Annotated in this window: 21 protein-coding genes; 7 read left to right on the forward strand and 14 right to left on the reverse strand. The window is 57.0% G+C overall.

The features are described from left to right. Positions 1 to 19: 19 nt before the first annotated feature. Positions 20 to 688, reverse strand: a complete 669-nt coding sequence (locus tag OGY07_RS15295) for a LuxR C-terminal-related transcriptional regulator (RefSeq protein ID WP_286601506.1) — start codon at positions 686 to 688, stop codon at positions 20 to 22. Between the two features lie 303 nt (positions 689 to 991). Between OGY07_RS15295 and OGY07_RS15300 the strand changes: the two genes are divergently transcribed. Beyond that, positions 992 to 3,043: a S8 family serine peptidase gene (locus OGY07_RS15300; RefSeq protein ID WP_286601508.1), complete on the forward strand. Its 2,052-nt coding sequence runs from the start codon at positions 992 to 994 to the stop codon at positions 3,041 to 3,043. Between the two features lie 35 nt (positions 3,044 to 3,078). Here the strand turns inward: OGY07_RS15300 and ureG are convergent, their stop codons facing one another. The 10 genes from ureG to ttdA all read right to left on the reverse strand — a co-directional run bounded on the left by ureG (position 3,079) and on the right by ttdA (position 11,183). Then, the gene (gene ureG / locus OGY07_RS15305) at positions 3,079 to 3,696 is read right to left on the reverse strand and encodes an urease accessory protein UreG (RefSeq protein ID WP_042289346.1); all 618 of its coding nucleotides are present in this window, start codon (positions 3,694 to 3,696) and stop codon (positions 3,079 to 3,081) included. A gap of 9 nt (positions 3,697 to 3,705) precedes the next feature. Beyond that, positions 3,706 to 4,380, reverse strand: coding sequence for an urease accessory protein UreF (locus tag OGY07_RS15310; protein ID WP_286601510.1), 675 nt, complete (start codon positions 4,378 to 4,380; stop codon positions 3,706 to 3,708). After that, the gene (ureE, locus tag OGY07_RS15315; RefSeq protein ID WP_060570858.1) at positions 4,380 to 4,844 is read right to left on the reverse strand and encodes an urease accessory protein UreE; all 465 of its coding nucleotides are present in this window, start codon (positions 4,842 to 4,844) and stop codon (positions 4,380 to 4,382) included. Before ureE ends, OGY07_RS15310 begins: the two co-directional genes overlap by 1 nt. 9 nt (positions 4,845 to 4,853) lie before the next feature. Beyond that, complete coding sequence (ureC, locus tag OGY07_RS15320) at positions 4,854 to 6,557, reverse strand: urease subunit alpha (protein WP_286601514.1); 1,704 nt, start codon at positions 6,555 to 6,557, stop codon at positions 4,854 to 4,856. After that, positions 6,550 to 6,870 carry an urease subunit beta gene (locus tag OGY07_RS15325; RefSeq protein ID WP_042289337.1) on the reverse strand — a complete coding sequence of 107 codons (321 nt, stop codon included), beginning with the start codon at positions 6,868 to 6,870 and terminating at the stop codon, positions 6,550 to 6,552. Before OGY07_RS15325 ends, ureC begins: the two co-directional genes overlap by 8 nt. A 9-nt stretch (positions 6,871 to 6,879) precedes the next feature. Next, positions 6,880 to 7,182: an urease subunit gamma gene (locus OGY07_RS15330; protein ID WP_042289336.1), complete on the reverse strand. Its 303-nt coding sequence runs from the start codon at positions 7,180 to 7,182 to the stop codon at positions 6,880 to 6,882. Positions 7,183 to 7,191: 9 nt separating this feature from the next. Continuing rightward, the gene (locus tag OGY07_RS15335; RefSeq protein ID WP_286601886.1) at positions 7,192 to 8,016 is read right to left on the reverse strand and encodes an urease accessory protein UreD; all 825 of its coding nucleotides are present in this window, start codon (positions 8,014 to 8,016) and stop codon (positions 7,192 to 7,194) included. 141 nt (positions 8,017 to 8,157) lie between these two features. Further along, positions 8,158 to 9,621: an anion permease gene (locus OGY07_RS15340; RefSeq protein ID WP_060570855.1), complete on the reverse strand. Its 1,464-nt coding sequence runs from the start codon at positions 9,619 to 9,621 to the stop codon at positions 8,158 to 8,160. A 48-nt stretch (positions 9,622 to 9,669) separates the two neighbouring features. Continuing rightward, positions 9,670 to 10,275, reverse strand: coding sequence for a L(+)-tartrate dehydratase subunit beta (gene ttdB, locus OGY07_RS15345; protein ID WP_042324302.1), 606 nt, complete (start codon positions 10,273 to 10,275; stop codon positions 9,670 to 9,672). Next, positions 10,272 to 11,183, reverse strand: a complete 912-nt coding sequence (ttdA, locus tag OGY07_RS15350) for a L(+)-tartrate dehydratase subunit alpha (RefSeq protein WP_120714909.1) — start codon at positions 11,181 to 11,183, stop codon at positions 10,272 to 10,274. The genes ttdB and ttdA overlap by 4 nt, the downstream gene beginning before the upstream one ends. A 209-nt stretch (positions 11,184 to 11,392) precedes the next feature. On the opposite strand from ttdA, the gene ttdR reads away from it, so the two are divergent. Continuing rightward, positions 11,393 to 12,328, forward strand: a complete 936-nt coding sequence (ttdR, locus tag OGY07_RS15355; RefSeq protein WP_181822082.1) for an L-tartrate utilization transcriptional activator TtdR — start codon at positions 11,393 to 11,395, stop codon at positions 12,326 to 12,328. A 30-nt stretch (positions 12,329 to 12,358) separates the two neighbouring features. On the opposite strand, the gene plsY is transcribed toward ttdR, so the two are convergent. Then, positions 12,359 to 12,976 carry a glycerol-3-phosphate 1-O-acyltransferase PlsY gene (plsY, locus tag OGY07_RS15360; RefSeq protein ID WP_042289743.1) on the reverse strand — a complete coding sequence of 206 codons (618 nt, stop codon included), beginning with the start codon at positions 12,974 to 12,976 and terminating at the stop codon, positions 12,359 to 12,361. 106 nt (positions 12,977 to 13,082) lie between these two features. Here plsY and folB point away from each other — a divergent pair, with 106 nt between their 5' ends. After that, positions 13,083 to 13,448 carry a bifunctional dihydroneopterin aldolase/7,8-dihydroneopterin epimerase gene (gene folB, locus OGY07_RS15365; RefSeq protein WP_042289321.1) on the forward strand — a complete coding sequence of 122 codons (366 nt, stop codon included), beginning with the start codon at positions 13,083 to 13,085 and terminating at the stop codon, positions 13,446 to 13,448. 93 nt (positions 13,449 to 13,541) lie between these two features. After that, positions 13,542 to 14,363 carry an undecaprenyl-diphosphate phosphatase gene (gene bacA, locus OGY07_RS15370; protein WP_042289318.1) on the forward strand — a complete coding sequence of 274 codons (822 nt, stop codon included), beginning with the start codon at positions 13,542 to 13,544 and terminating at the stop codon, positions 14,361 to 14,363. A 96-nt stretch (positions 14,364 to 14,459) separates the two neighbouring features. Here bacA and OGY07_RS15375 read toward each other — a convergent pair whose 3' ends face one another. Both OGY07_RS15375 and OGY07_RS15380 read right to left on the reverse strand, forming a co-directional pair. Continuing rightward, positions 14,460 to 15,701 carry a multifunctional CCA addition/repair protein gene (locus tag OGY07_RS15375; protein WP_286601521.1) on the reverse strand — a complete coding sequence of 414 codons (1,242 nt, stop codon included), beginning with the start codon at positions 15,699 to 15,701 and terminating at the stop codon, positions 14,460 to 14,462. 65 nt (positions 15,702 to 15,766) lie between these two features. Further along, positions 15,767 to 16,381: a TIGR04211 family SH3 domain-containing protein gene (locus OGY07_RS15380; RefSeq protein WP_042289312.1), complete on the reverse strand. Its 615-nt coding sequence runs from the start codon at positions 16,379 to 16,381 to the stop codon at positions 15,767 to 15,769. Positions 16,382 to 16,621: 240 nt separating this feature from the next. Here OGY07_RS15380 and OGY07_RS15385 point away from each other — a divergent pair, with 240 nt between their 5' ends. The 3 genes from OGY07_RS15385 (at position 16,622) to hldE (ending at position 22,338) form a co-directional block, all read left to right on the forward strand. Next, entirely contained in the window at positions 16,622 to 17,923 is a 1,302-nt protein-coding gene (locus OGY07_RS15385) for a CYTH domain-containing protein (RefSeq protein WP_286601525.1), read from the forward strand. A 105-nt stretch (positions 17,924 to 18,028) separates the two neighbouring features. Continuing rightward, positions 18,029 to 20,857, forward strand: coding sequence for a bifunctional [glutamate--ammonia ligase]-adenylyl-L-tyrosine phosphorylase/[glutamate--ammonia-ligase] adenylyltransferase (gene glnE, locus OGY07_RS15390; RefSeq protein ID WP_286601526.1), 2,829 nt, complete (start codon positions 18,029 to 18,031; stop codon positions 20,855 to 20,857). Positions 20,858 to 20,904: 47 nt separating this feature from the next. After that, positions 20,905 to 22,338 (forward strand): bifunctional D-glycero-beta-D-manno-heptose-7-phosphate kinase/D-glycero-beta-D-manno-heptose 1-phosphate adenylyltransferase HldE, encoded by a 1,434-nt coding sequence (gene hldE / locus OGY07_RS15395; RefSeq protein WP_042289305.1) that lies wholly within the window; start codon positions 20,905 to 20,907, stop codon positions 22,336 to 22,338. The last annotated feature ends 82 nt before the right edge of the window (positions 22,339 to 22,420 follow it).

A 22,420-nucleotide genomic window follows, 5' to 3' on the forward strand; every position in this document is an offset into this window, starting at 1 on the left:
CGGCGTGTCATCCCGGATGTCAGGTCATAATATCTAATATCCGGGATCTGGCCAGCAGGCAATAGAGCTGACTGTCATTTTTCACCCGCAATTTCTCCATTGCCCGTATTTTATGCGCGCTTACGGTTTTAATACTCAGGTGCATCTGACGAGAGACATCCGTCAGATTTCCCCCTTTGCACAGAAAACGCAACACGTCTATTTCTCTGGCGGAGAGCGACTCCTCGTTTTGAAGGAAGCCTTTCATTAGCGACGGTTCGATGTAGACCTCATCTTTTATGACGCAATTAAGCGTATCGCGCAGGACTGTCTCACTGAGGGCGTGACTGACATAGGCTTTTGCCCCGGCTTCAAGCGTCAGCCGGATAAGCTGCGGGCTTTTAAACGGGGCTATCAGCACCACTTTTAACGCAGGGTATTTCTGGTGCAATTTTTTAATCAGCGCCAGTCCGTCCAAATCACAGTGCGGATGAAGGTGTTGTACGGTGTTAAGCATATATCCCAACAGCAGGATGTCGGGAGTTTCTCCTGCCAGCAACGTAAGCAAGGAAGAGGTCGACCCGACGTCTTCCAGCAGCGAGAAATGGGAACCAGAGCTCGCGCATGATCTGTCTAACCCTTCAATCATTGCACGTATACCCCGGCGGATCAGGGGGTGCTCATCGGCAATCGCTATTTTTACTGACATCACGTTCTCCAGCATAAGAAGGCGAATATTTTATAAGCACCATACGTTGGTGAGTAAAATTAAAAGAACACTTTCATATAAAAATGTGCTTGCATTAATGTCGATATACGATTTTTTTATTTTGACCGTTTTTATCTTTTTTATGAGTTGACTTGTGTAACGCCTCTGCTTTTTAGCTCGGCGCGAAAGAAAAAGAATTTTCTTATTCTTTAAAAGAAAGCTCTACTTGGCCGTTGGGTAATGACTATTTTAAGCTGAAAAAAGGAACAACACAGATCATGTCATAAAGGAATATCGGCTAACATGAAAAAAAGCATTTTATCAATGTTAATTTGCGCAGCAGTAACCTGTGCGGCTTACGCTCAAACCGGCACCGCCTTACAGCATGTACATCAGGCGCAAGAGGTTCAGGAAGGCGTTTCGTATGACGCTATTGTCGTTAAGCTAAAACCGGGTAAATCTCAAACCTACCCGTTAAAACTTGACGATCCCGCACTCGTCGCCACCCGCATGTACCACGCGGACAACCTGAGCCGCGAACGCGCAGCTGAAATTGCGGAGCTAAACGCACGGTATGGATTCGATCGTTATCTGCGTATTGAGCTGCCAGAAAATAAAAAGCAAGATCGAAATTATATCGAACATGTGATCAACACTATTCAACAAAATCAGGATGTTGAGACTGTTTATCCTGAAGCTATGCCCGTAGGTTTTCAGGCAGAAAAGCAAGAAGCGGGTCAGTCTTCAACCCTATTAAAATCGACAGTGAACAGCGGCCTGTCGGCCGTGTCTGTGCCCGATTATCGACAGCAGCAGGATTATTTAAAAGCCCCGGATGACAAGCGTTCTGGTTATTATATTGGTGGGGTGAACCGCGACAGCGTTAATCAGTATATAGGGAACGAGGGTGAGGATATCACTATTGTTTCTTCTGAGAACTGCGGCTGGAATGCAAATCATGTGAATTTACCACCTGCTTCATTCGTTCAGGGACCAAATAAAGATACCTGCAATGAGCGGGAACATAATACGGCTTCTGTTGGTATTTTAGCTGCGCGCGATATTGGTTCTGGTGTTCGTGGTCTAAGTTATAAAAGCAAAGTGGGCTATGCGGCCTGGCCTGCGTCGAATCTCTTTAATGTTATTCCGTTATTAAAAGCGGGTGATGTTGTCTCGTTAAATATGCAGACGTATGGCGGAGAAATTACCGGGACCTGTAAATCAGCCTGTTATATTCCCATTGAATATCTGGACAGTTATTTCAACGTCATCAAGGCGCTCACGGATAAAGGCGTGTTTGTGATTACTTCCGCAGGGAATGGCAATATTAATCTGGACTCTCCCGCCTTTAATGGTCGTTGGGATACGCAAGTGCGTGATTCAGGCGCGATTATCGCCGGGGCATTCTGTTCAAAAGACGGTAAAAAAGCGAACTTTAGCACCTATGGGTCGCGTGTCACCAGTTCATCAAGAGGCTGTAGTGATGTCACAACGACGGGCTATGGCAATCTCTATAACAGAACCAATGCAAATTATACCGGAAGTTTTGGCGGGACGTCTTCAGCAACGCCTATTGTGGCAGGCGTGGTGGCCAGCCTGTCAGGTATTGCCAAAGCGAACGGGATCACCGTTACACCGCGCCAGATGCGTCAAATCCTGGCTGAAACCGGCACGCCAATTGCGAATGGCGACTCGGCGAAGGTCGGCACGCAACCCGATATGGCGCGTGCTGTCGCCCGGATCCTGGCGTTGAAGAATGGCAGCGATATTCCTGCTATTCCTGCTCCTACCGCCGCCGCAGGAGCAGACTACACTATGGTTTCCCCAACCACTGGCGTAAGCACCTATCCTCTGGACGGCAGCAAGAGCCTGAACGCGACATCGTATAACTGGAGCGTGACAAAAGGTGCTGGCACCTTCTTCCTGGAGGAAAAACTGAACGGCGTGCAGGTGAACAGCATCGACAATGCTCATGCCTATGCGGTGATTCCTGCCAATACGGAAGGGCAGGCTACCTTTACGCTGACAACGACAGGGGCTGATGGCCGTACCGCGCAGGACAGCATGACCATCATGGTAAGTAAACCTGCGACGCCAGCGAAGGAAGACACGCCGTCAAAAGACGATACGCCGGCGAAGGACGACGCGCCGGCAAATGACGACGTGCCGGCGACCAATACGGCGCCAGCCTATAACGGCAAAATAGCCTATCCGACCAAATGCACCAAAGTATCTTACAACGGTAAAATTTGGTTCAACCAGTGGTATGTCAACCCGGGACAGGAAACACCGGGAACGGGCGGCCAGTGGGGCGCATGGCGTCAACAGGGCACATCCAATAACAGCTGCAAATAACCATGAAGGCCTGGCTTATCGCCAGGCCCTTTTAGTCAGATTCGCAGCATCCCTTTCTCTTTCAGAAACGCAATAATCGTCTCCAGACCGTCGCCCGTCTTCAGGTTAGTAAAGGTCCACGGACGCGCGCCGCGCATGCGGTTGGTGTCGCGCGCCATCACCTCCAGCGACGCCCCGACGTAAGGGGCCAGATCGGTTTTGTTGATCACCAGAAAGTCAGATTTAGTGATCCCCGGGCCGCCTTTGCGTGGGATCTTCTCTCCTTCAGCTACGTCGATAACGTAGATCGTCAGATCCGCCAGTTCCGGACTGAACGTGGCGCTCAGGTTGTCACCGCCGCTTTCGACGAAGATCAGATCCAGATTACCGAATTTCGCGCTTAATGCATCCACTGCCGCCAGATTCATTGAGGCGTCTTCACGGATGGCGGTGTGTGGACAGCCGCCGGTTTCGACGCCGACGATGCGTTCCGGCTCAAGCGCGCCCGCTTCTGTCAGGATGCGCTGGTCCTCTTTGGTGTAAATGTCGTTCGTGACCACCGCCAGTTGCCAGGTGTCGCGCATGGCTTTGCATAACGCTTCCAGCAGGGCGGTTTTGCCCGATCCTACCGGGCCGCCCACGCCGACGCGCAGGGGATGTTTGTACTCACTCATTGTCTCTCCTCAGGAGCGGAATAATCGGCAGTATTGGGTTTCGTGACGGGCGGAGGCGATAGCCGCCAGCGGCGTAGCAGAGCCGAGGTGTTCATCCGGACAGCACAACGCCTGCGTTATACCCTGTGCGTAATGTTCGCTGAGGGTTATCATCAGCCGCTGCGCCGTCTGCTGGCCGAAGGGCACCAGCTTAACGCCCGCCATCACGGCGCTTTCGATCCAGCTGTAGCCCAGCGTTAAGGCCAGATCGGCGAGCGGCAGCCGCCACTGTACGCCAAGCCAGGCCATCCCGCAGAGCTGGCTGTCAGCGAACAGCGCGCGCCACGCGGGCGGGCTTTCCGGCACCCAGTCCACCACCAGCCGCGTAAACGCCGCGCCTCTGCTGCGCTCTTCTTCACGCAGTTCGCGGGTTTCCCGACAGGCCAGCAGGTACGTCGTCCAGCGGCGCGCGGCGGTGATATCGTCCTGCTCGCAGGCGCGATAAAGCCGGGCGAACAACGGCAGGTCGACGGTAAAAAAATTGTGCTCCATTTGCTGTAGCTGCCAGCGGGCGAAGGCATCGACGCTGTTGACCCAACCGCTCTCCACCGCCCACTCCAGCCCCTGAGACCAGGTAAACGATCCCACCGGCAGGCTGCTGCTGGCGAGCTGTAGCAGGCGCAACTGCTGGAGGGCGTCACGCATCAGTGCGCATGACCGTGATGATGGTTATGCCCGTGGGACTCGCTGGCGTAGGCGCCCGCTTCCGGCTCAAACGGTAAATGCGCAAAGGTCACGTCAAGATCGAACTGGCGCAGCATGGCGTCCAGCACATGATCGTGATGATAGCGCAGTTCATCCGGCAAAATTTGCAGCGGTACGTGGCGATTGCCGAGGTGATAGCACGCTTTGGCGAGCAGAAACGGGTTGGCGCAGCGCACCACCGAAACCGCTTCATGGGCGGCGATGATCTCCACCACTTCCGTCCCGTCTTCGCTACGCAGGCGGTCGCCGCCGCGCAACAGCAGGCCGCGCGGCAGCATCAATCCCGCCTCGCGCCCGTCGTTCAGTCGCACTTTGGCCCGGCTTTTTACGCGGATATCAATCGGCAGCGTCAGGGTGGCGGTGGCTTGCGCTGTCGTCTCAACCCGTTGCGTTAATAGCAGCATGTCGGCTCCTTAAAATAAAAAGTAACGTTGCGCCATCGGCAGCACGTCTGCCGGCTCGCTGGTAATGCGTTCGCCGTCAATGCGCACCTCGTAGGTCTGGGCGTCGACGGTGATATCGGGTTGCAGGCTGTTGTGGATCATGTCGGCTTTTTTCACCGTCCGGCAGCCTTTCACCACCGCGGTGGCGCTGTGTAAATTCAACTGCTGAGCGACGCCGCTGTCGTGGGCGGCCTGGGACAAAAAGGTTAACCGGGTGTGATGACGCGCAGCGCCCAATGCGCCGAACATCATCCTGTAGTGCACCGGCTGCGGCGTGGGGATCGAGGCGTTGATATCGCCCATCGGCGCGCAGGCGATCATTCCCCCCTTGATAATGGCGGCGGGTTTGACACCGAAAAACGCCGGCGACCACAGCGCCAGATCCGCCAGTTTTCCGGCCTCAATGGAGCCGACCTCATGGGCGATACCGTGAGTCAGCGCCGGGTTAATGGTGTACTTGGCGATGTAGCGTTTCACCCGCTGGTTGTCGTTATCGCCGCGCTCTTCCGCCAGCGCGCCGCGCTGTACTTTCATCCGGTGCGCTACCTGCCAGGTGCGCAGAATCACTTCGCCGACGCGGCCCATCGCCTGGGAATCCGACGAGGTCAGCGAAAACGCGCCAATGTCATGCAGCACGTCCTCGGCGGCGATGGTTTCGCGCCGAATGCGTGACTCGGCAAACGCCACGTCTTCGGCGATATCGGGGTCGAGATGGTGGCACACCATCAGCATGTCGAGATGCTCATCGATAGTATTCACGGTGTAAGGCAGCGTTGGGTTGGTTGATGACGGCAGAATATTGGCGTGCGCGCAGGCGGTGATGATATCCGGCGCATGGCCGCCGCCCGCGCCTTCGGTGTGAAACGTATGGATCGTGCGATCGCCAATAGCCGCCAGCGTGTCTTCGACAAAGCCGGACTCGTTCAGGGTGTCGCTGTGCAGCGCCACCTGAATATCCATTTCGTCGGCGACGGTCAGCGCGCAGTCGATAGCCGCAGGCGTCGCCCCCCAGTCTTCATGAATTTTCAGGCCGATCGCCCCGGCGGTCACCTGCTCGCGCAGCGTATCCGGATTGGAGCCATTTCCCTTGCCGAGCAGACCGATATTGACCGGCAGGGTATCCGCGGCCTGCAACATCCGGGCGATGTTCCAGGGGCCGGGCGTACAGGTGGTGGCGTTGGTGCCCGCCGCCGGTCCGGTGCCGCCGCCGATCATCGTCGTCACGCCGGAAACCAGCGCCTCCTGCGCCTGCTGCGGACAGATCCAGTGAATATGGGTATCGACGCCGCCAGCGGTGACGATCTTACCTTCTCCGGCGATCGCCTCCGTCCCGACGCCGATCGGGATCGTCACGTCAGGCTGAATGTCCGGATTACCGGCTTTGCCGACGGCGAAGATCCTGCCGTCTTTGATGCCGATATCCGCTTTAACGATCCCCCAGTGGTCGACGATCAGCGCGTTGGTGATCACCAGATCCACGCAGACGTCGGCGCGCATCTGTCCCTGGCCCATACCGTCGCGGATCACTTTACCGCCGCCGAATTTCACCTCTTCGCCATAGGTAGTGAGATCGTTTTCCACTTCGATCCACAAATCTGTGTCCGCCAGACGCACTTTATCGCCGGTGGTGGGGCCAAACATATCGGCATACGCTTGCCGGGAGATCTCAGCCATTGTTGACCTCCAGCGCGCCCATGACCTCGCCGCGAAAGCCAAAAATACGCTGCGCGCCTGCCACGCGCACCAGCTCGACCTCGCGCTTTTGCCCCGGTTCAAAGCGCACTGCGGTGCCGGCGGGGATATTCAGGCGGTATCCGCGCGCCGCCTCGCGCGGGAAGCGCAGGGCGGGGTTAGCTTCGAAAAAGTGGTAATGCGATCCAACCTGAACGGGGCGATCGCCGTGGTTTTCCACCACGAGAGTGCAGGTCTCGCGCTGGTGATTGAGCGCAATATTTCCTGCCGCGATCCGGTATTCGCCTGGAATCATAACCTCTCCTTACACGATCGGATTGTGGACGGTCACCAGCTTGGATCCGTCCGGAAACGTTGCTTCTACCTGGATGTCCGGGATCATCTCCGGTACCCCCTCCATCACCTGATCGCGGGTGAGTACATGGCGGCCGTCTTCCATCAGCGAGGCCACGCTTTTGCCGTCGCGTGCGCCTTCCATAATGAAGGCGCTGATCAGCGCTACCGATTCCGGATAATTCAGCTTCAGGCCGCGCGCCAGACGGCGTTCTGCCACCAGCGCGGCGGTAAAGAGCAACAGCTTGTCTTTTTCTCTGGGAGTCAGTTCCATCGGTGTCTCTTAGGTCTGCCAGATACGCGGCAGATGCGGTTGTTTGTGAGTTAACAGCGGACGTAAAAAGCGCCAGATATCGCGCATCGCGCGTTGGATAAGCAGGTTGTCTGCCGCCAGAAAGCGTACGGTGAGCAGCGAGTCAACGAGCGTCGCGCCTGCGTATTCGCCAAGCGGCATAAGCCGTTCACGGGCTCCGTCCAGCATCGCCTCTGTCCCCGGATAGCAAAACAGCGTGCCGCACCACGGCTGGTTCGCGACGGCGGAAAGATCGCCCCCGCGAATTTTCAGGCCTTCGATAAGCAGCGGTATGCCGTCGCGCCAGATTTCCAGCCGGTTGACCAGCGTGCCGTGGCTGAACGTTTCCTGCATTACCGGGCGACCCAGGCAGAGCAGATCCCAGCCGAGCAGCTGGCTTTCGGTTGTCAGATGGAACACGGTGCGCAGGCTGGCGCGAGCGCCGGGAAACAGGATCGTATCCTGCGGCAGCCATTCCAGCGTGGCGTGCGGCGCAAGGGTGAAATCCTGACGCAGTTGCGCCAGTTGCCCTGCGCTGCGGTAAAACTTTCCCGCGCCGGGCTGGGTGATTAACGCGTGGCTGTGGGCGTCAAGGGTGACGGAAATGTGCAGTTCATCGCCGCCGACAATACCGCCAGGCGGGTGAAGCAAATAAAGATGACAAACATCATCTTCCGGGTAAAACGGTCGTTGAACGGCTAACGGACCAACGTGACGCGCTGAGTTGAGCACCGTTTTGTGCGCGGCACGAGTAAACCGCAGGTCCAGTTCGGCCTGCCAGCCCCGAATGAGTGTCTCGTGCGCAACCGTGTCCAGAGCGTTCCCCTGTCAGTTTAAAGATAGGTGCATGGCAAAAAGTATGCCTCAGCACGGCGGCAAAGCGGTCATATGAGACGCTTATGGGAAAGGAGGGAAATCAGAAAAAAGGGGGCGGCAGCCCGGCCGCCCCAACGGGGGTTAAAGCAAAACGAGAGGCATCCAGAGCAAACCGGTGACGATCAGTAGCAGCATGAAGATCAGGCCAAAAATCGCCCCCAGCCGCCAGTAGTCAGCCGTCGGCAAATAACCGCTACCGTAGTAGATGGGGCTGGGGCCGGTAGCATACGGGGTAAGAATGCTACCCAGACCAATCGCCGCGCCGACCATCAGGCAAAATACGGGGAGCGGAATGTCCGGCATCGCCAGCGCGGCGGCGATCATCATTGGCGCCAGTGCGGAGGTGTACGCCGTGGCGCTGGCGAAGAAATAACGCAGCAGATAAAACACCACGATCAGCGCGACCATCACCATTGTCGGGGGATAACCGCTCAGGCTGCCTGCCAGCAGGTTGCCAAACCAAGTGATAAAACCGGTATTGTTCAGCCCGGTCGCAAGAGTAATCAGTGACGCGAGCCAGAAAAAGACGTTCCATGCGGCTTTATTACTGACGATGTCATCCCAGCAGATAATGCGCAGCACCAGCATTAACGCCACCACGCTGTAGCCAACCATCGCCGCGTCAATGTAGTCACCGCCGAAAATCCACAGCACCAGCGCGCCGACCATCAGCACTAACATCTTTTTCTCACGCGTGCTCAGCGGGCCCATCGCCTTCAGCTCCGCTTCTGCCCAGCGCGGCACCTGATCGCCGGACTTAAGCACCGGCGGGTACAGCACATAAGCAAGCCACGGGACCAGCAGAACCAGCAAAATACTCAGCGGCAGCATCCCTAAGAACCAGTCGCCCCAGCTTAGCGCCGTGTGCGCCGCGCCCTTCATCAGGCCAATCAGCAGCAGGTTTGGCGCCATCGCGGTGAGGAAAATGGCGCTGGTGACGCAGTCGGCAGTGATCCCCATCCACATGATGTAGGAACCAATAGAGCGCGAACTGGCGTCATTCGGCTGCGAATGATACAGCGGCGGCAGATTACGGATTATCGGGTAGATAATCCCGGCGCCGCGCGCGGAGTTTGAGGGCGTAACAGGCGCGAGGATCAGCTCAGAGAGCATGACCGCGTAGCCGAGAAACAGCGTGCGGTGCCCCATCTTTTTCACCAGCCATAGCGCGATGCGTCGCCCCAGCCCGGTTTTTTCATAGCCCGTACCGAACATAAAAGCGGCAAAGATCAGCCAGATAACTGAATTAGAAAAACCAGATACCGCCCACGATAGCGCTTTGGCGGTGAATTTAAACCCGTCCTGCGCCAGCTGTTCGGGGCTGAACAGCAACCACGGCGAGAGGACGGCGATCGTCGAAATGCCGATCATCGCCACCACCGCGCCGGGAACAGGTTCCAGAATCAGTCCCACAATGACGCCGGTAAAGACCGCAAAATAGAGCCACGTGTGGTTCTCAAGACCGGTGGGGACGGGCAAAACAGCAATAATGGCGATGACCACCAGCGGAGCCAGGTATCGCCACCAACCAGCTAAAGGTGCCATTGTCGTATCCCTGCGAAGAGGGAGAGGCGGGGCGCCTCTCCGGAAGGGTTATTTGATGTAGTGAACGTGCTCGCAAATTTCGTCGACGATCGGACCACGACGCTCGGCGAACTGCTTTTTGTTCTCGGCGATCAGGTTATTGCCGTGGGTGTCGATAGAGACGATCAGCGGACCGAACTCCTTCACCCGACACACCCACAGGGATTCCGGCATGCCGAGTTCCATCCAGTGGACTTCCTCTATCTCTTCCACCTGCGTGGCTGCCAGCACCGCGCAGCCTGCGGGGAAAATCACGTGCAGCGCCTTGAATTTCTGGCAGCCTTCTTCGGTCAATGGCCCCATGCCGCCTTTGCCAACCACCAGTTTGACGCCTGTCTGCTCGATGAACTCTTTTTCAAACGCCTCCATGCGCATGCTGGTGGTCGGGCCGACGGAAACCATCTCCCATTTTTCACCGTTTTTGCGCACGATCGGCCCGGCGTGGAAAATGGCTTTACCGTTCAGGTCGTAAGGGATCGGGCGCTTGAGTTCGATCAGGCGGCGATGGCAGACGTCGCGGCAGGTGACCAGCGTGCCGGTCAGATAGATCACATCACCAACGCGGATATCCTCCAGGTCTTCGGCCTTGATCGGGGTCGTCAGGATCTTTTTCATAGCGCGCTCCGGGTATGAGACAGGTTTTCGAAGGAGAGATCGGCATGCACCAGCAGCGTACCGCGACGGTGCGCCCAGCAGCCGGTGGAGACGGCCACCCCGATAGTCGAGGGGTGACGCGCGGCGGATTCAATGTGTACGCCCATGACGGAGCTGTTGCCCGTTAACCCCTGCGGGCCGATCCCCAGACGGTTCAATCCTTCTTCCAGACGCAGTTCCAGTTCAGCCGCTTTGGGATTTGGATGGCGGGTGCCGATGGGGCGCAGAATCGCTTTGCGCGACAATACCGCGGCGGTTTCTACGGAAGTGGCGATCCCCACGCCCACCAGCACCGGCGGACAGGCGTTTACCGCCAGCGTGGAGATATTCTCAAACACGAACTTAACAACGCCTTCGTAGCCTTCGGACGGCATCAACACTTTTGAGCGCCCTGGCAAGGTACAGCCGCCGCCTGCCATATAGACTTCTATTTCGGCGTCGTCGCCGTCGGGGATAATGTCCCATGTCACCCACGGCACGCCGCTGCCGGTGTTTTTGCCGGTGTTGACTTCGTCAAAAATTTCTACCGCGTTATGACGAAGTGGGGCTTTCACGGTCGCGTCTTCCACGGCCTGCTTCAGAATGGCCTGCAGTTCGCCCAGGAGCGGGAAGCGGGAGCCGACCTTGACGAAGAACATGATCTCGCCGGTGTCCTGACAGGCCGGACGGTTCAAGTCGATCGCTTTCTGCATGTTGTCGAACATCGTGTGATAGATGATTTTTCCCATCGACGAGGTTTCAGCATCGCGCAGCTGTTTTAATTTATCCACGACGTCGTCGGGCATCCGGGTGGAAATCATTGCCGTAAACCCGGCGACAATTTCCGTCAGCGTATTTATCGCTTTTTGTTTATTTTCATTGCTCATCATGACAACTCCAGTGCTTTTATTTGTCTGGAAAGACATTCTGGGAAACAAACTACCACTAAAAATAGGGTTTTATATTTTTTGCCACTGTGTATATGTAATTAACAGTTCGTGAATCATGATGTGAAAAATCAGCGAAAATTGAGCAAGGGCAGGGAATAGCGGCAGTAAGGGAATTACACTGCCGGTATTATCTTCATGGGTGCCCGAATATGCTGAACACATACCCTTTAGCGAAAGATCTGCAGGTGCTGGTTGAAATTGTTCATACGGGAAGCTTCAGCGCGGCGGCGGCGGCGCTCGGACAAACCCCGGCGTTTGTGACCAAGCGGGTGCAGATCCTGGAATCCACTCTCGCCGCCACGCTGCTGAACCGTTCGGCACGCGGCGTGGCGCTGACCGAGAGTGGGCAAAAATGTTATGAACATGCGCTGGAGGTGTTGACCCGCTATCAGCTTCTGGTGGATGAGGTGACGCAAATTAAAACCCGTCCGGAAGGCATGATTCGTATCGGCTGTAGCTTTGGTTTCGGGCGTAGCCATATTGCCCCGGCTATTACCGAGTTGATGCGCAATTACCCTGAGTTACAGGTGCATTTTGAACTGTTCGATCGGCAAATTGATTTGGTGCAGGATAATATCGATCTCGATATTCGTATTAACGATGTGATTCCAGACTATTATATTGCGCACTTGTTAACAAAGAATAAAAGAATATTGTGCGCCGCGCCGTCTTATCTCGAAAAACATTCAGAACCGACAACTCTCCAGGAATTAAGCCGTCACGATTGCCTGATCACGAAAGAGCGCGATATGACGCACGGAATATGGGAGCTGGGAAACGGCGAGGAGAAAAAATCGGTCAAGGTGAGCGGGCATCTCTCGTCGAACAGCGGGGAAATTGTGCTGCAATGGGCGCTGGAGGGCAAGGGGATCATGCTGCGATCCGAGTGGGACGTGCAGCCGTTTCTGGCGAGCGGCAAACTGGTGCGGGTGCTGCCGGACTATGCGCAGAGCGCCAATATCTGGGCGGTGTATCAGGAGCCGCTATATCGCAGCGTGAAGCTTCGGGTCTGCGTGGAGTTTCTGGCGGCGTGGTGTCAGCAGCGGTTGGGCAGGCCGGATGAAGGTTATCGGGTGACGTGGTGAACCCGATAACCTTCCGGCGAGGTGAAAACGCTATTGCGGATCTTTTTCGCGTTTTTTCTTCAGCTTCGTCCAGATCTTTGTCTCCTGACGACGCCACAGTCGCTGAATGTTGTCGTGATGGCGCAGCAGGATCAGGCACGACAGCATCGAAACCGGGAAGGTGAACTGAGGTTTAAACCACCAGACGTAGAACGGCGCGATCAGCGCGCTGACGATAGCGCCCAGCGACGAATAACCGCTCAGCAGCACCGTGAGCAACCAGGTGCCCGCCATCACGCCGGTTAAATCCCAGCCGATAGGGGCAATAGCGCCGAATGCCGTCGCCACGCCTTTCCCGCCTTTAAACCCAAAGAAGACCGGCCAGATATGGCCCAGACAGGCGGCAATGGCGATCAGGCCCAGCCAGAAGGGGGTTACGCCCAACGCGTATGCGCCCCAGACGGGCAACATCCCTTTCAGGACGTCGAAAATCAGCACCGCTGCGGCTGCTCCCTTGCCACCGATTCGTAACACATTGGTCGCGCCAGGATTGCCGGATCCGCTGCTACGCGGGTCGGGCAAGCCAGCAATGCGGCAGACCAGAATGGCACTGGAAATGGAGCCGCAGAGGTACGCGATGAGGATCATTCCAGGCGCGATTGCACTCATAAGCTGTTCCGTTTTGAAAATGTCGTGTAAAACGCTACTTCTGTGGATAATACGCATATTTCGCCGGAAGTGGTATCCGGGTTAGCCAAAAAGCGGGCAGGTCGTGATGGATATTGTATTTATAGAGCAACTTTCGGTAATCACCACCATTGGTGTTTACGACTGGGAACAGACCATCGAGCAAAAGCTGGTGTTCGATATCGAAATGGCGTGGGATAACCGGAAAGCGGCAAAAAGCGACGATGTCGCCGACTGTCTGAGCTATGCGGATATCGCCGAAACCGTGATCGCGCACGTTGAAGGCAGGCGCTTTGCGCTGGTGGAACGCGTCGCGGAAGAGGTCGCGGATCTCCTGCTGGGACGCTTCCATTCACCGTGGGTGCGAATCAAGCTCAGTAAGCCCGGCGCGGTCGCGCGCGCGGCGAACGTGGGCGTGATTGTCGAGCGTAGCCATAATCTGAAAGGAAAATAATTAACTTCATCATTGTTAAACCAAACGGATATAAAAGAGTCTTACAGCGGGAACTTTTTTTTTGCGGTAGTTTTTCTATTTAGGGGTTTATTGATGAGCGATATGCACTCGCTGCTGATAGCGGCAATTTTGGGTGTGGTCGAAGGATTGACGGAGTTTTTGCCGGTTTCCAGTACGGGCCATATGATTATCGTTGGCCATCTGCTGGGGTTTGAGGGTGATACGGCAAAGACCTTTGAAGTGGTGATCCAGCTTGGGTCGATTCTGGCGGTGGTCGTGATGTTCTGGCGGCGGTTGTTCGGCCTGATTGGGATTCATTTTGGCCGTCCGTTGCAGCGCGAAGGGGAAAGTAAAGGGCGGTTAACGCTCATTCACATTCTGCTTGGGATGATCCCCGCCGTGGTGCTCGGGTTGGTGTTTCACGATACGATAAAATCACTGTTTAACCCCATTAACGTGATGTATGCGCTGGTGGTGGGCGGTTTACTGTTGATTGCCGCCGAATGCCTGAAGCCGAAAGAACCGCGCGCGCCGGGGCTGGACGATATGACTTACCGACAGGCGTTTATGATTGGCTGCTTCCAGTGTCTGGCGCTGTGGCCGGGCTTTTCCCGTTCCGGCGCGACCATTTCCGGCGGGATGCTGATGGGCGTGAGCCGTTATGCGGCGTCGGAGTTCTCGTTCCTGCTGGCGGTGCCGATGATGATGGGCGCAACGGTGCTGGACCTCTACAAAAGCTGGTCGTTCCTGACCGCCGCCGATATTCCGATGTTTGCCGTCGGTTTCGTGACGGCGTTTGTGGTTGCGCTGATCGCCATTAAAACCTTCCTGCAACTGATCAAACGAATCTCGTTCATTCCGTTTGCGATTTATCGTTTTATCGTTGCAGCCGCGGTTTACGTGGTGTTCTTCTGATGATTCACCGTGCCGGATGGCGGCTATGCCTTATCCGGCCAACCACGCACGTCTGTCCACAGGCCGGTCAGCGGTAGCGCTGCCGGCACGGGCCGTTTAGCTGGCGGGTTTCGGGCAGCGCGTCTCTTTCCAACTGGCGACCGCCGCAATTCGCCGCTTCGTCAACTCTTCGCGGATCTCTGCGCCTTTAAATCCGGCCTCCACAACCTCTTTTGTCGGTACCGACTGCGCCACCTGCCATGCTTCGCGCAGCAGACGACCCTGCGGATAATCCGCCGCTTCAAAGCCAGTACGCCCGCGTACGTCAGCCTCGCTGGTGAGGGCTATCTGCTCCACGCGCTGCGGTTTACGCCAGGCGTCAACCGCGTCGAACAGCTTTACAATGGTCTTAGGCTGCAGTATCGGAAAGGTATGAATGAGATCGTGAAACTCCGCCACCAGCTTTGCCAGATCGCGGATTTCGTTCGGTACCCGCAGACGCTGACACAGCTGCGCCACCAGCTTTACCCCCGCCGGACCATGACCGTGATGACGCGGCCAAAGCGCTGGCGGAGTCAACCCTTTTCCCAGGTCATGGCACAGGGTGGCGAAACGGATATCCACCTCCGGGCTGAGCATCGCCGCCATCGACAGCGTCATGAGCGTGTGAACGCCGGTATCGATTTCCGGATGCCATTTCGCTGGCGCGGGAACGCCAAACAGCGCATCCACCTCCGGGAACAGCACGCGCAGCGCGCCACAGTCGCGCAGGACCTGAAAATAGACCTGCGGGTTACGGGTGGTTAACGCGTTTTCGGTCTCTTTCCACACGCGCTCAGGCGTCAGGTGCTCCAGCTCCCCGGCGTGGGTCATGTCGCGCATTAGCGCCATGGTTTCGTCGGCAATGCGAAAGCTGAGATGCGCATAGCGGGCGGCAAAGCGCGCCACGCGAAGGACGCGGAGCGGATCTTCACTGAAAGCCGGCGAGACGTGGCGCAACAGGCGGTTTTTCAGATCGGCGCGTCCGTGATAAGGATCGACGATAGCGCCGTCATCATCCTGCGCCAGGGCGTTAATGGTCAGGTCGCGGCGCTGTAGGTCATCTTCCAGCGTGACGTCCGGCGCCGCGTAGCAGGTGAATCCGGTATAACCGGAACCGGATTTACGTTCGGTGCGCGCAAGGGCGTACTCTTCGTGTGTTTGAGGATGGAGAAAAACAGGAAAATCGCGGCCTACCTGCTGGTAGCCCGCGTCGAGCATTTGCTGTGGTGTGGCGCCTACCACCACCCAATCTTTATCTTTGACCGGTAGCCCTAACAACGTATCCCTAACCGCACCACCGACCAGATAAATCTTCACGCCACACCACCTCTCCTGAGAAATACACTTTCTTAATGATATGACAGTGTGGCGGAGAAGGCGATTTAGTTCATCCAGCGGTCTTTGCGTTTGCGGCTTGGGATCATATGCGGCAGCACCAGACCGAGCAGCAGGCCGAGACCGAGCACGCCGCCGCCATACATAAACCATTGCATGATGATGGTACGCTGCTTGTCATCAAGCTGCAGATTTGCGGCGCTGACCTTCTTCTGCGCCACAATCAGCTCGTTTTTCAGCTTCTGGTTTTCTTCTTTCAGGCCGTTGATCACGCTGTCGCTCTGCGCGACCTTTTGCTGCATGTCGGCTGTCCGCTGATTCCAGGTGGTGTCAATGTTGGTCAGCTTATCGGTCAGGGTTTTGACCTGATTTTCCAGGTCCGGTACGCGGGTGCGCAGGCTGGGCGAGGTGTTCAGCTCTTTCAGCGGGATCCAGGCAGTGCGACCGGTGCTGTCTTTGACCTGGCCGTAATTATTGTCGGTCTGTAACAAGGTGACCTGTTCGCCGGCGTTCATGGTGCCGACGAGGCGATAGTTATCTCCCGGACCGCTGCGGACCCAGGTGCTTAGTTCATCAGAGACATAGCGCGTTTCTTCTGCGTGGGAGACGGCAGTGGCGCTAAGCGCAAGTAAAGTTAGTCCAATCAGGCGTAATTTTGGCATCAGGCTGTCGTTATTGTCATAGAAAGTGGAACGATAGTAGTGGGATCAGTGTCTCTACGCAAAGCATTCGACATCAATCGGAATCATCTGTGTCAGCTTCGCCACTACGTCAAACTTTTACGCCCGTCAAATTGCTCGTTGCATGGCAATTTGGCGCAAAATACTATCTACTGACACTCAGTAACGCACGAAGTTCGCAGTCGATCCCTTCAACTGTGACATAACCCTAAGTACAAGGCCATGGCTCAGGAAATCGAATTAAAATTTATCGTTAATCACGATGCGGTTGACGCACTGCGCGACCATCTGAATACGCTTGGCGGCGAACATCACGCGCCCAGCAAGCTGCTGAACATTTACTACGAGACGGCGGATAACTGGCTACGCAGCCACGATATGGGGTTACGCATTCGCGGCGAGAATGGCCGCTATGAAATGACCCTGAAAATCGCCGGGCGGGTGGTCGGCGGTTTGCATCAGCGTCCGGAATATAATATTCCGCTTAGCGAACCTACGCTCGATTTAGCGCAACTTCCGCAGACAGTGTGGCCGAACGGCGAGCTGCCTGCCGATCTCGCTTCCCGCGTGCAGCCATTGTTCAGTACCGATTTTGATCGCGAGAAATGGCTGCTGGAAATTGACGGCAGCCAGATTGAAATTGCGCTCGATCTCGGAGAGGTTAAGGCCAGCGAATTTACCGAACCTCTTTGCGAGCTGGAGCTTGAACTGCTGAGCGGCGACACCCGGGCGGTGCTGAAGCTGGCTAATCAACTGGTGAGCCAGGCGGGATTGCGTCAGGGCAGCCTGAGTAAGGCGGCGCGAGGTTATCACCTGGCCCAGGGAAACGCCCGGCGCGAGATCAAACCGACCACAGTACTGACCTTGCCCGCAAAAGCCAGCGTTGAGCAGGGGCTGGAAGCGGCGATGGAGCTGGCCTTAGCGCAGTGGCAGTACCACGAGGAACTGTGGCTGCGCGGCGTGGAGTCGGCGAAAGCGGAGGTGTCTGCGGCGATGGGGCTGGTGCGCCATACGCTTACCCTATTCGGTGGTATCGTTCCGCGTAAAGCGAGCACTCACTTACGAGATTTGTTAACTCAGTCTGAGGCTACCCTGGCCTCGGCGGTCTCTGCCGTGACGGCGGTGTATACCCCGCAAACCGCAATGGCAAAACTGGCGCTGACGGAGTGGCTGGTCACCAAAGCCTGGCAGCCGTTTCTGGATGCTAAAGCACAGGCCAAAATGGCCGATTCCTTTAAGCGTTTCGCGGATATCCATCTTTCACGTACCGCCGCTGAACTGAAAAGCGTGTTTGCTCAGCCGTTAGGCGACCAGTATCAGGATCAACTGCCGCGCTTACGTCGTGATATCGACACTGTGCTACTGCTGGCCGGGTATTACGATGCTGTAGTGGCGCAGGCGTGGCTGGAAAACTGGCAGGGGCTGCATCACGCCATCGCCACCCGACAGCGTATTGAAATTGAACATTTCCGCAATGAAGCGATAAACCAGGCGCCGTTCTGGTTGCACAGCGGAAAACGGTAAATCGCGTCATTCCCGAACGCAGAAGTGATTGCCTGTTGGCGCTGCGTCGTTGTAGGCCGGCTCTGGCGAACGCCGCCATCCGGCAACGTTACAAGGAACCCTTTCATGAAGCCGCTTTCTTCACCGTTACAGCAGTACTGGCAAACCGTTGCTGAACAATTGCCTGACGCTACGCTTAGCGTACAAGCGAAGTCAGTGCTCACATTCAGCGACTTTGTGCGGGACAGCGTTATTGCCCATCCCCACTGGCTGAGCGGGCTGGAAAATGCGCCGCCGCAGGCGGACGAATGGCAGCGCTACGGCGAATGGCTACACACGGCGCTGGCTGAGGTGAATGACGAAGCGGCGCTAATGCGGGAGCTGCGCCTGTTTCGTCGTCGTATTATGGTGCGGATAGCCTGGGCCCAGGCGCTCTCGCTGATTGAAGATACTGCGGTTTTACAGCAGCTCAGCCAGCTGGCGGAGACGTTGATTGTCAGCGCGCGCGACTGGCTGTATGACGCCTGCTGCCGTGAGTGGGGGACGCCGTGTAACCCGGAGGGCATCCCACAGCCGCTGCTGATCTTAGGCATGGGCAAACTGGGCGGCGGCGAGCTGAATTTTTCCTCGGATATCGATCTCATTTTCGCCTGGCCGGAACACGGCGTCACCCGGGGTGGGCGTCGCGAGCTGGATAACGCGCAGTTCTTCACCCGCATGGGCCAGCGGCTGATCAAAGTGCTCGATCAGCCCACGCAGGACGGCTTCGTTTATCGGGTGGATATGCGCCTGCGACCGTTTGGCGACAGCGGTCCGCTGGTACTGAGCTTTGCCGCGCTGGAGGATTATTATCAGGAGCAGGGGCGTGACTGGGAACGCTACGCGATGGTGAAGGCGCGTATCATGGGCGAGACAGAGGGCCGCTACGTTGACGAACTGCGCGCCATGTTGCGTCCGTTCGTGTTCCGTCGCTACATTGATTTCAGCGTGATTCAGTCACTGCGCAACATGAAAGGCATGATTGCCCGGGAAGTGCGTCGTCGCGGTCTGAAAGACAACATCAAACTCGGCGCGGGCGGTATTCGTGAAATTGAATTTATCGTTCAGGTTTTCCAGCTTATTCGCGGCGGGCGCGAACCGTCGTTGCAGTCCCGCGCTCTGCTTCCCACTTTACAGGCCATCGCCGCGCTGCATTTGTTGCCGGATAACGATGCGAGCCAGTTGCGCTCGGCTTATCTGTTCCTCCGCCGTCTGGAAAACCTGCTGCAAAGCATTAACGACGAACAGACCCAAACGTTACCGGGCGATGAACTGAACCGCGCGCGTCTGGCGTGGGGGATGAATGCGGATGACTGGCAGCAACTGACCGACATCCTGGACACGCATATGGCCAATGTTCGTCGCGTCTTTAATGAACTGATTGGCGATGATGAAAGCGAAACGCAGGAAGATACGCTTTCGGAGCAATGGCGCGAGCTCTGGCAGGACGCGCTACAGGAAGACGACACGCCGCCGGTCCTGGCTCACCTGACCGACGAAGACCGGACCCGGGTACTGGCGCTGATTACCGACTTCCGTAAAGAGCTTGATAAACGCACCATTGGGCCGCGTGGGCGACAGGTGCTTGATCATCTGATGCCGCATCTGCTGAGCGATGTCTGCGTCCGTCAGGATGCCTCCGTCCCGCTGTCACGCATCACGCCGCTGCTGGTGGGGATCGTCACGCGCACGACTTATCTCGAGCTGCTGAGCGAATTCCCCGGCGCGCTGAAGCATCTCATTTCTCTGTGCGCCGCCTCGCCGATGGTCGCCAGCCAGCTTGCCCGTTACCCGCTGTTGCTCGACGAATTGCTTGACCCGAACACGCTCTACCAGCCCACCGCGACCGACGCCTACCGTGATGAACTGCGGCAGTATCTGCTGCGCGTGCCGGAAGATGACGAAGAACAGCAACTGGAGGCGCTGCGCCAGTTTAAGCAGACGCAGCTGCTGCGTATTGCCGCCGCGGATATCGCCGGAACGCTGCCGGTGATGAAGGTCAGCGATCACCTGACCTGGCTTGCGGAAGCGATGATAGACGCCGTGGTGCAGCAGGCGTGGCTACAGATGGTGGCGCGCTACGGACAGCCGGGACATCTGGCGGATCGCGAAGGGCGCGGTTTCGCGGTGGTAGGCTACGGTAAACTGGGCGGCTGGGAACTGGGCTACAGTTCCGATCTCGATCTCATCTTCCTGCACGACTGTCCGGTTGACGTAATGACCGACGGCGATCGCGAAATCGACGGACGACAGTTTTATCTGCGCCTGGCGCAGCGCATTATGCACCTGTTCAGCACGCGGACGTCTTCCGGCATTCTGTATGAAGTGGACGCGCGTTTGCGCCCGTCCGGCGCGGCGGGGATGCTGGTGACCTCCGCCGAGGCTTTCGCGGATTACCAGAAAAACGAGGCCTGGACCTGGGAACATCAGGCGCTGGTCCGCGCCCGCGTGGTCTACGGCGACCCGCAGCTCACCGCACAATTTGACGCGGTACGCCGCGAGATCGTGACCCTGCCGCGCGACGGCGCCACGTTGCAAACCGAAGTGCGCGAAATGCGCGAAAAAATGCGTGCTCATCTGGGCAATAAACATCGCGATCGTTTTGACATCAAAGCAGATGAAGGCGGGATCACCGACATCGAATTTATTACGCAGTATCTGGTGCTGCGCTATGCACACGACAAACCGAAGCTGACGCGCTGGTCGGATAACGTGCGGATACTGGAGCTGTTAGCGCAGAACGACATTATGGATGAGCAGGAGGCGATGGCGCTGACCCGCGCCTATACCACGCTGCGCGATGAGCTGCACCACCTGGCCTTACAGGAACTGCCGGGCCATGTGGCGCAAACCTGCTTTGAAGCCGAACGCGCGCTGGTGCGGGCAAGCTGGCGGAAGTGGCTGGTCGCCGTTTGAAGTGTGCTATTATCGCGCGCAAATTTTGAATCTCTCAGGAGACAGGAATGAAAGTAACGCTGCCAGAGTTTGAACGTGCAGGAGTTTTGGTTGTTGGCGATGTCATGCTGGATCGCTACTGGTATGGGCCAACCAGCCGTATTTCGCCGGAAGCGCCGGTGCCTGTGGTCAAAGTGGATACCATCGAAGAGCGTCCGGGCGGTGCGGCGAACGTGGCGATGAATATTGCCTCTCTGGGGGCAAACTCCCGTCTGGTCGGGTTAACCGGTATAGACGACGCGGCGCGTGCGCTGAGCAAAACGCTGGCCGATGTGAATGTGAAATGCGACTTTGTTTCTGTACCGACCCATCCCACTATCACCAAACTGCGCGTGCTTTCGCGTAACCAGCAGCTGATTCGGCTGGATTTTGAAGAAGGCTTCGAGGGCGTCGATCCGCAACCGCTTCACGAGCGTATTAACCAGGCGCTGAGTTCCATTGGCGCGTTGGTGCTCTCCGACTACGCCAAAGGCGCGCTGGCCAGCGTTCAGCAGATGATTGCGCTGGCGCGTAAAGCGGGCGTTCCGGTACTGATCGACCCGAAAGGCACCGATTTTGAGCGCTACCGCGGCGCGACCCTGCTGACGCCGAACCTCTCTGAGTTCGAAGCGGTGGCCGGGAAATGTAAAAGCGAAGAAGACATTGTTGAGCGCGGCATGAAGCTGATCGCCGATTTTGAACTGTCCGCGCTGCTGGTGACCCGCTCCGAGCAGGGGATGACGCTGCTGCAGCCAGGCAAGGCGCCGCTGCATATGCCGACCCAGGCGCAGGAAGTGTATGACGTGACCGGCGCTGGCGACACCGTGATTGGCGTACTGGCTGCTACGCTTGCCGCAGGCAACAGTCTGGAAGAAGCCTGTTTCTTTGCCAACGCGGCGGCAGGCGTCGTGGTCGGTAAGCTGGGGACGTCTACCGTTTCGCCGATCGAACTGGAAAACGCGGTACGTGGCCGTGCGGAAACGGGCTTTGGCGTGATGACCGAAGACGAACTGAAGGTCGCCGTCGCCGCCGCGCGTAAACGCGGTGAAAAAGTGGTGATGACCAATGGCGTGTTCGATATTCTGCACGCAGGGCATGTGTCGTATCTCGCGAATGCGCGCAAACTGGGCGATCGCCTGATTGTCGCGGTGAACAGCGATGCGTCAACCAAACGCCTGAAAGGCGAAACGCGGCCGGTGAACCCGCTTGAGCAGCGCATGATCGTACTCGGCGCGCTGGAAGCGGTGGACTGGGTGGTGTCGTTTGAAGAAGACACGCCGCAGCGCCTGATTGCGGGGATCTTGCCGGATCTGCTGGTGAAGGGCGGCGACTATAAGCCAGAAGAGATCGCCGGCAGCGAAGAAGTGTGGGCCAACGGCGGCGAAGTGTTGGTACTGAACTTCGAAGACGGTTGCTCAACCACCAATATCATTAAAAAAATCCAGAAAGAGAGCGATAACTAAAAGCGCTGCCCTGCGCCGGATAAACGCCACGCTGGCGGGTAACTTGCCAAAGTGTGATATCCGGCATCTTAATTGCGCACAT

The sequence above is a fragment of the Citrobacter sp. Cs237 genome (assembly GCF_030332325.1).
GTDB classification, from domain to species: Bacteria; Pseudomonadota; Gammaproteobacteria; order Enterobacterales; family Enterobacteriaceae; genus Citrobacter_A; species Citrobacter_A sedlakii.

Bases quoted from the DNA above. Each gene is read 5' to 3' on its own strand.
- OGY07_RS15295 (WP_286601506.1), bottom strand. From the start codon at position 688: ATGTCAGTAAAAATAGCGATTGCCGATGAGCACCCCCTGATCCGCCGG.
- OGY07_RS15300 (WP_286601508.1), top strand. From the start codon at position 992: ATGAAAAAAAGCATTTTATCAATGTTAATTTGCGCAGCAGTAACCTGT.
- ureG (WP_042289346.1), bottom strand. From the start codon at position 3,696: ATGAGTGAGTACAAACATCCCCTGCGCGTCGGCGTGGGCGGCCCGGTA.
- OGY07_RS15310 (WP_286601510.1), bottom strand. From the start codon at position 4,380: ATGCGTGACGCCCTCCAGCAGTTGCGCCTGCTACAGCTCGCCAGCAGC.
- ureE (WP_060570858.1), bottom strand. From the start codon at position 4,844: ATGCTGCTATTAACGCAACGGGTTGAGACGACAGCGCAAGCCACCGCC.
- ureC (WP_286601514.1), bottom strand. From the start codon at position 6,557: ATGGCTGAGATCTCCCGGCAAGCGTATGCCGATATGTTTGGCCCCACC.
- OGY07_RS15325 (WP_042289337.1), bottom strand. From the start codon at position 6,870: ATGATTCCAGGCGAATACCGGATCGCGGCAGGAAATATTGCGCTCAAT.
- OGY07_RS15330 (WP_042289336.1), bottom strand. From the start codon at position 7,182: ATGGAACTGACTCCCAGAGAAAAAGACAAGCTGTTGCTCTTTACCGCC.
- OGY07_RS15340 (WP_060570855.1), bottom strand. From the start codon at position 9,621: ATGGCACCTTTAGCTGGTTGGTGGCGATACCTGGCTCCGCTGGTGGTC.
- ttdB (WP_042324302.1), bottom strand. From the start codon at position 10,275: ATGAAAAAGATCCTGACGACCCCGATCAAGGCCGAAGACCTGGAGGAT.
- ttdA (WP_120714909.1), bottom strand. From the start codon at position 11,183: ATGATGAGCAATGAAAATAAACAAAAAGCGATAAATACGCTGACGGAA.
- ttdR (WP_181822082.1), top strand. From the start codon at position 11,393: ATGCTGAACACATACCCTTTAGCGAAAGATCTGCAGGTGCTGGTTGAA.
- plsY (WP_042289743.1), bottom strand. From the start codon at position 12,976: ATGAGTGCAATCGCGCCTGGAATGATCCTCATCGCGTACCTCTGCGGC.
- folB (WP_042289321.1), top strand. From the start codon at position 13,083: ATGGATATTGTATTTATAGAGCAACTTTCGGTAATCACCACCATTGGT.
- bacA (WP_042289318.1), top strand. From the start codon at position 13,542: ATGAGCGATATGCACTCGCTGCTGATAGCGGCAATTTTGGGTGTGGTC.
- OGY07_RS15380 (WP_042289312.1), bottom strand. From the start codon at position 16,381: ATGCCAAAATTACGCCTGATTGGACTAACTTTACTTGCGCTTAGCGCC.
- OGY07_RS15385 (WP_286601525.1), top strand. From the start codon at position 16,622: ATGGCTCAGGAAATCGAATTAAAATTTATCGTTAATCACGATGCGGTT.
- glnE (WP_286601526.1), top strand. From the start codon at position 18,029: ATGAAGCCGCTTTCTTCACCGTTACAGCAGTACTGGCAAACCGTTGCT.
- hldE (WP_042289305.1), top strand. From the start codon at position 20,905: ATGAAAGTAACGCTGCCAGAGTTTGAACGTGCAGGAGTTTTGGTTGTT.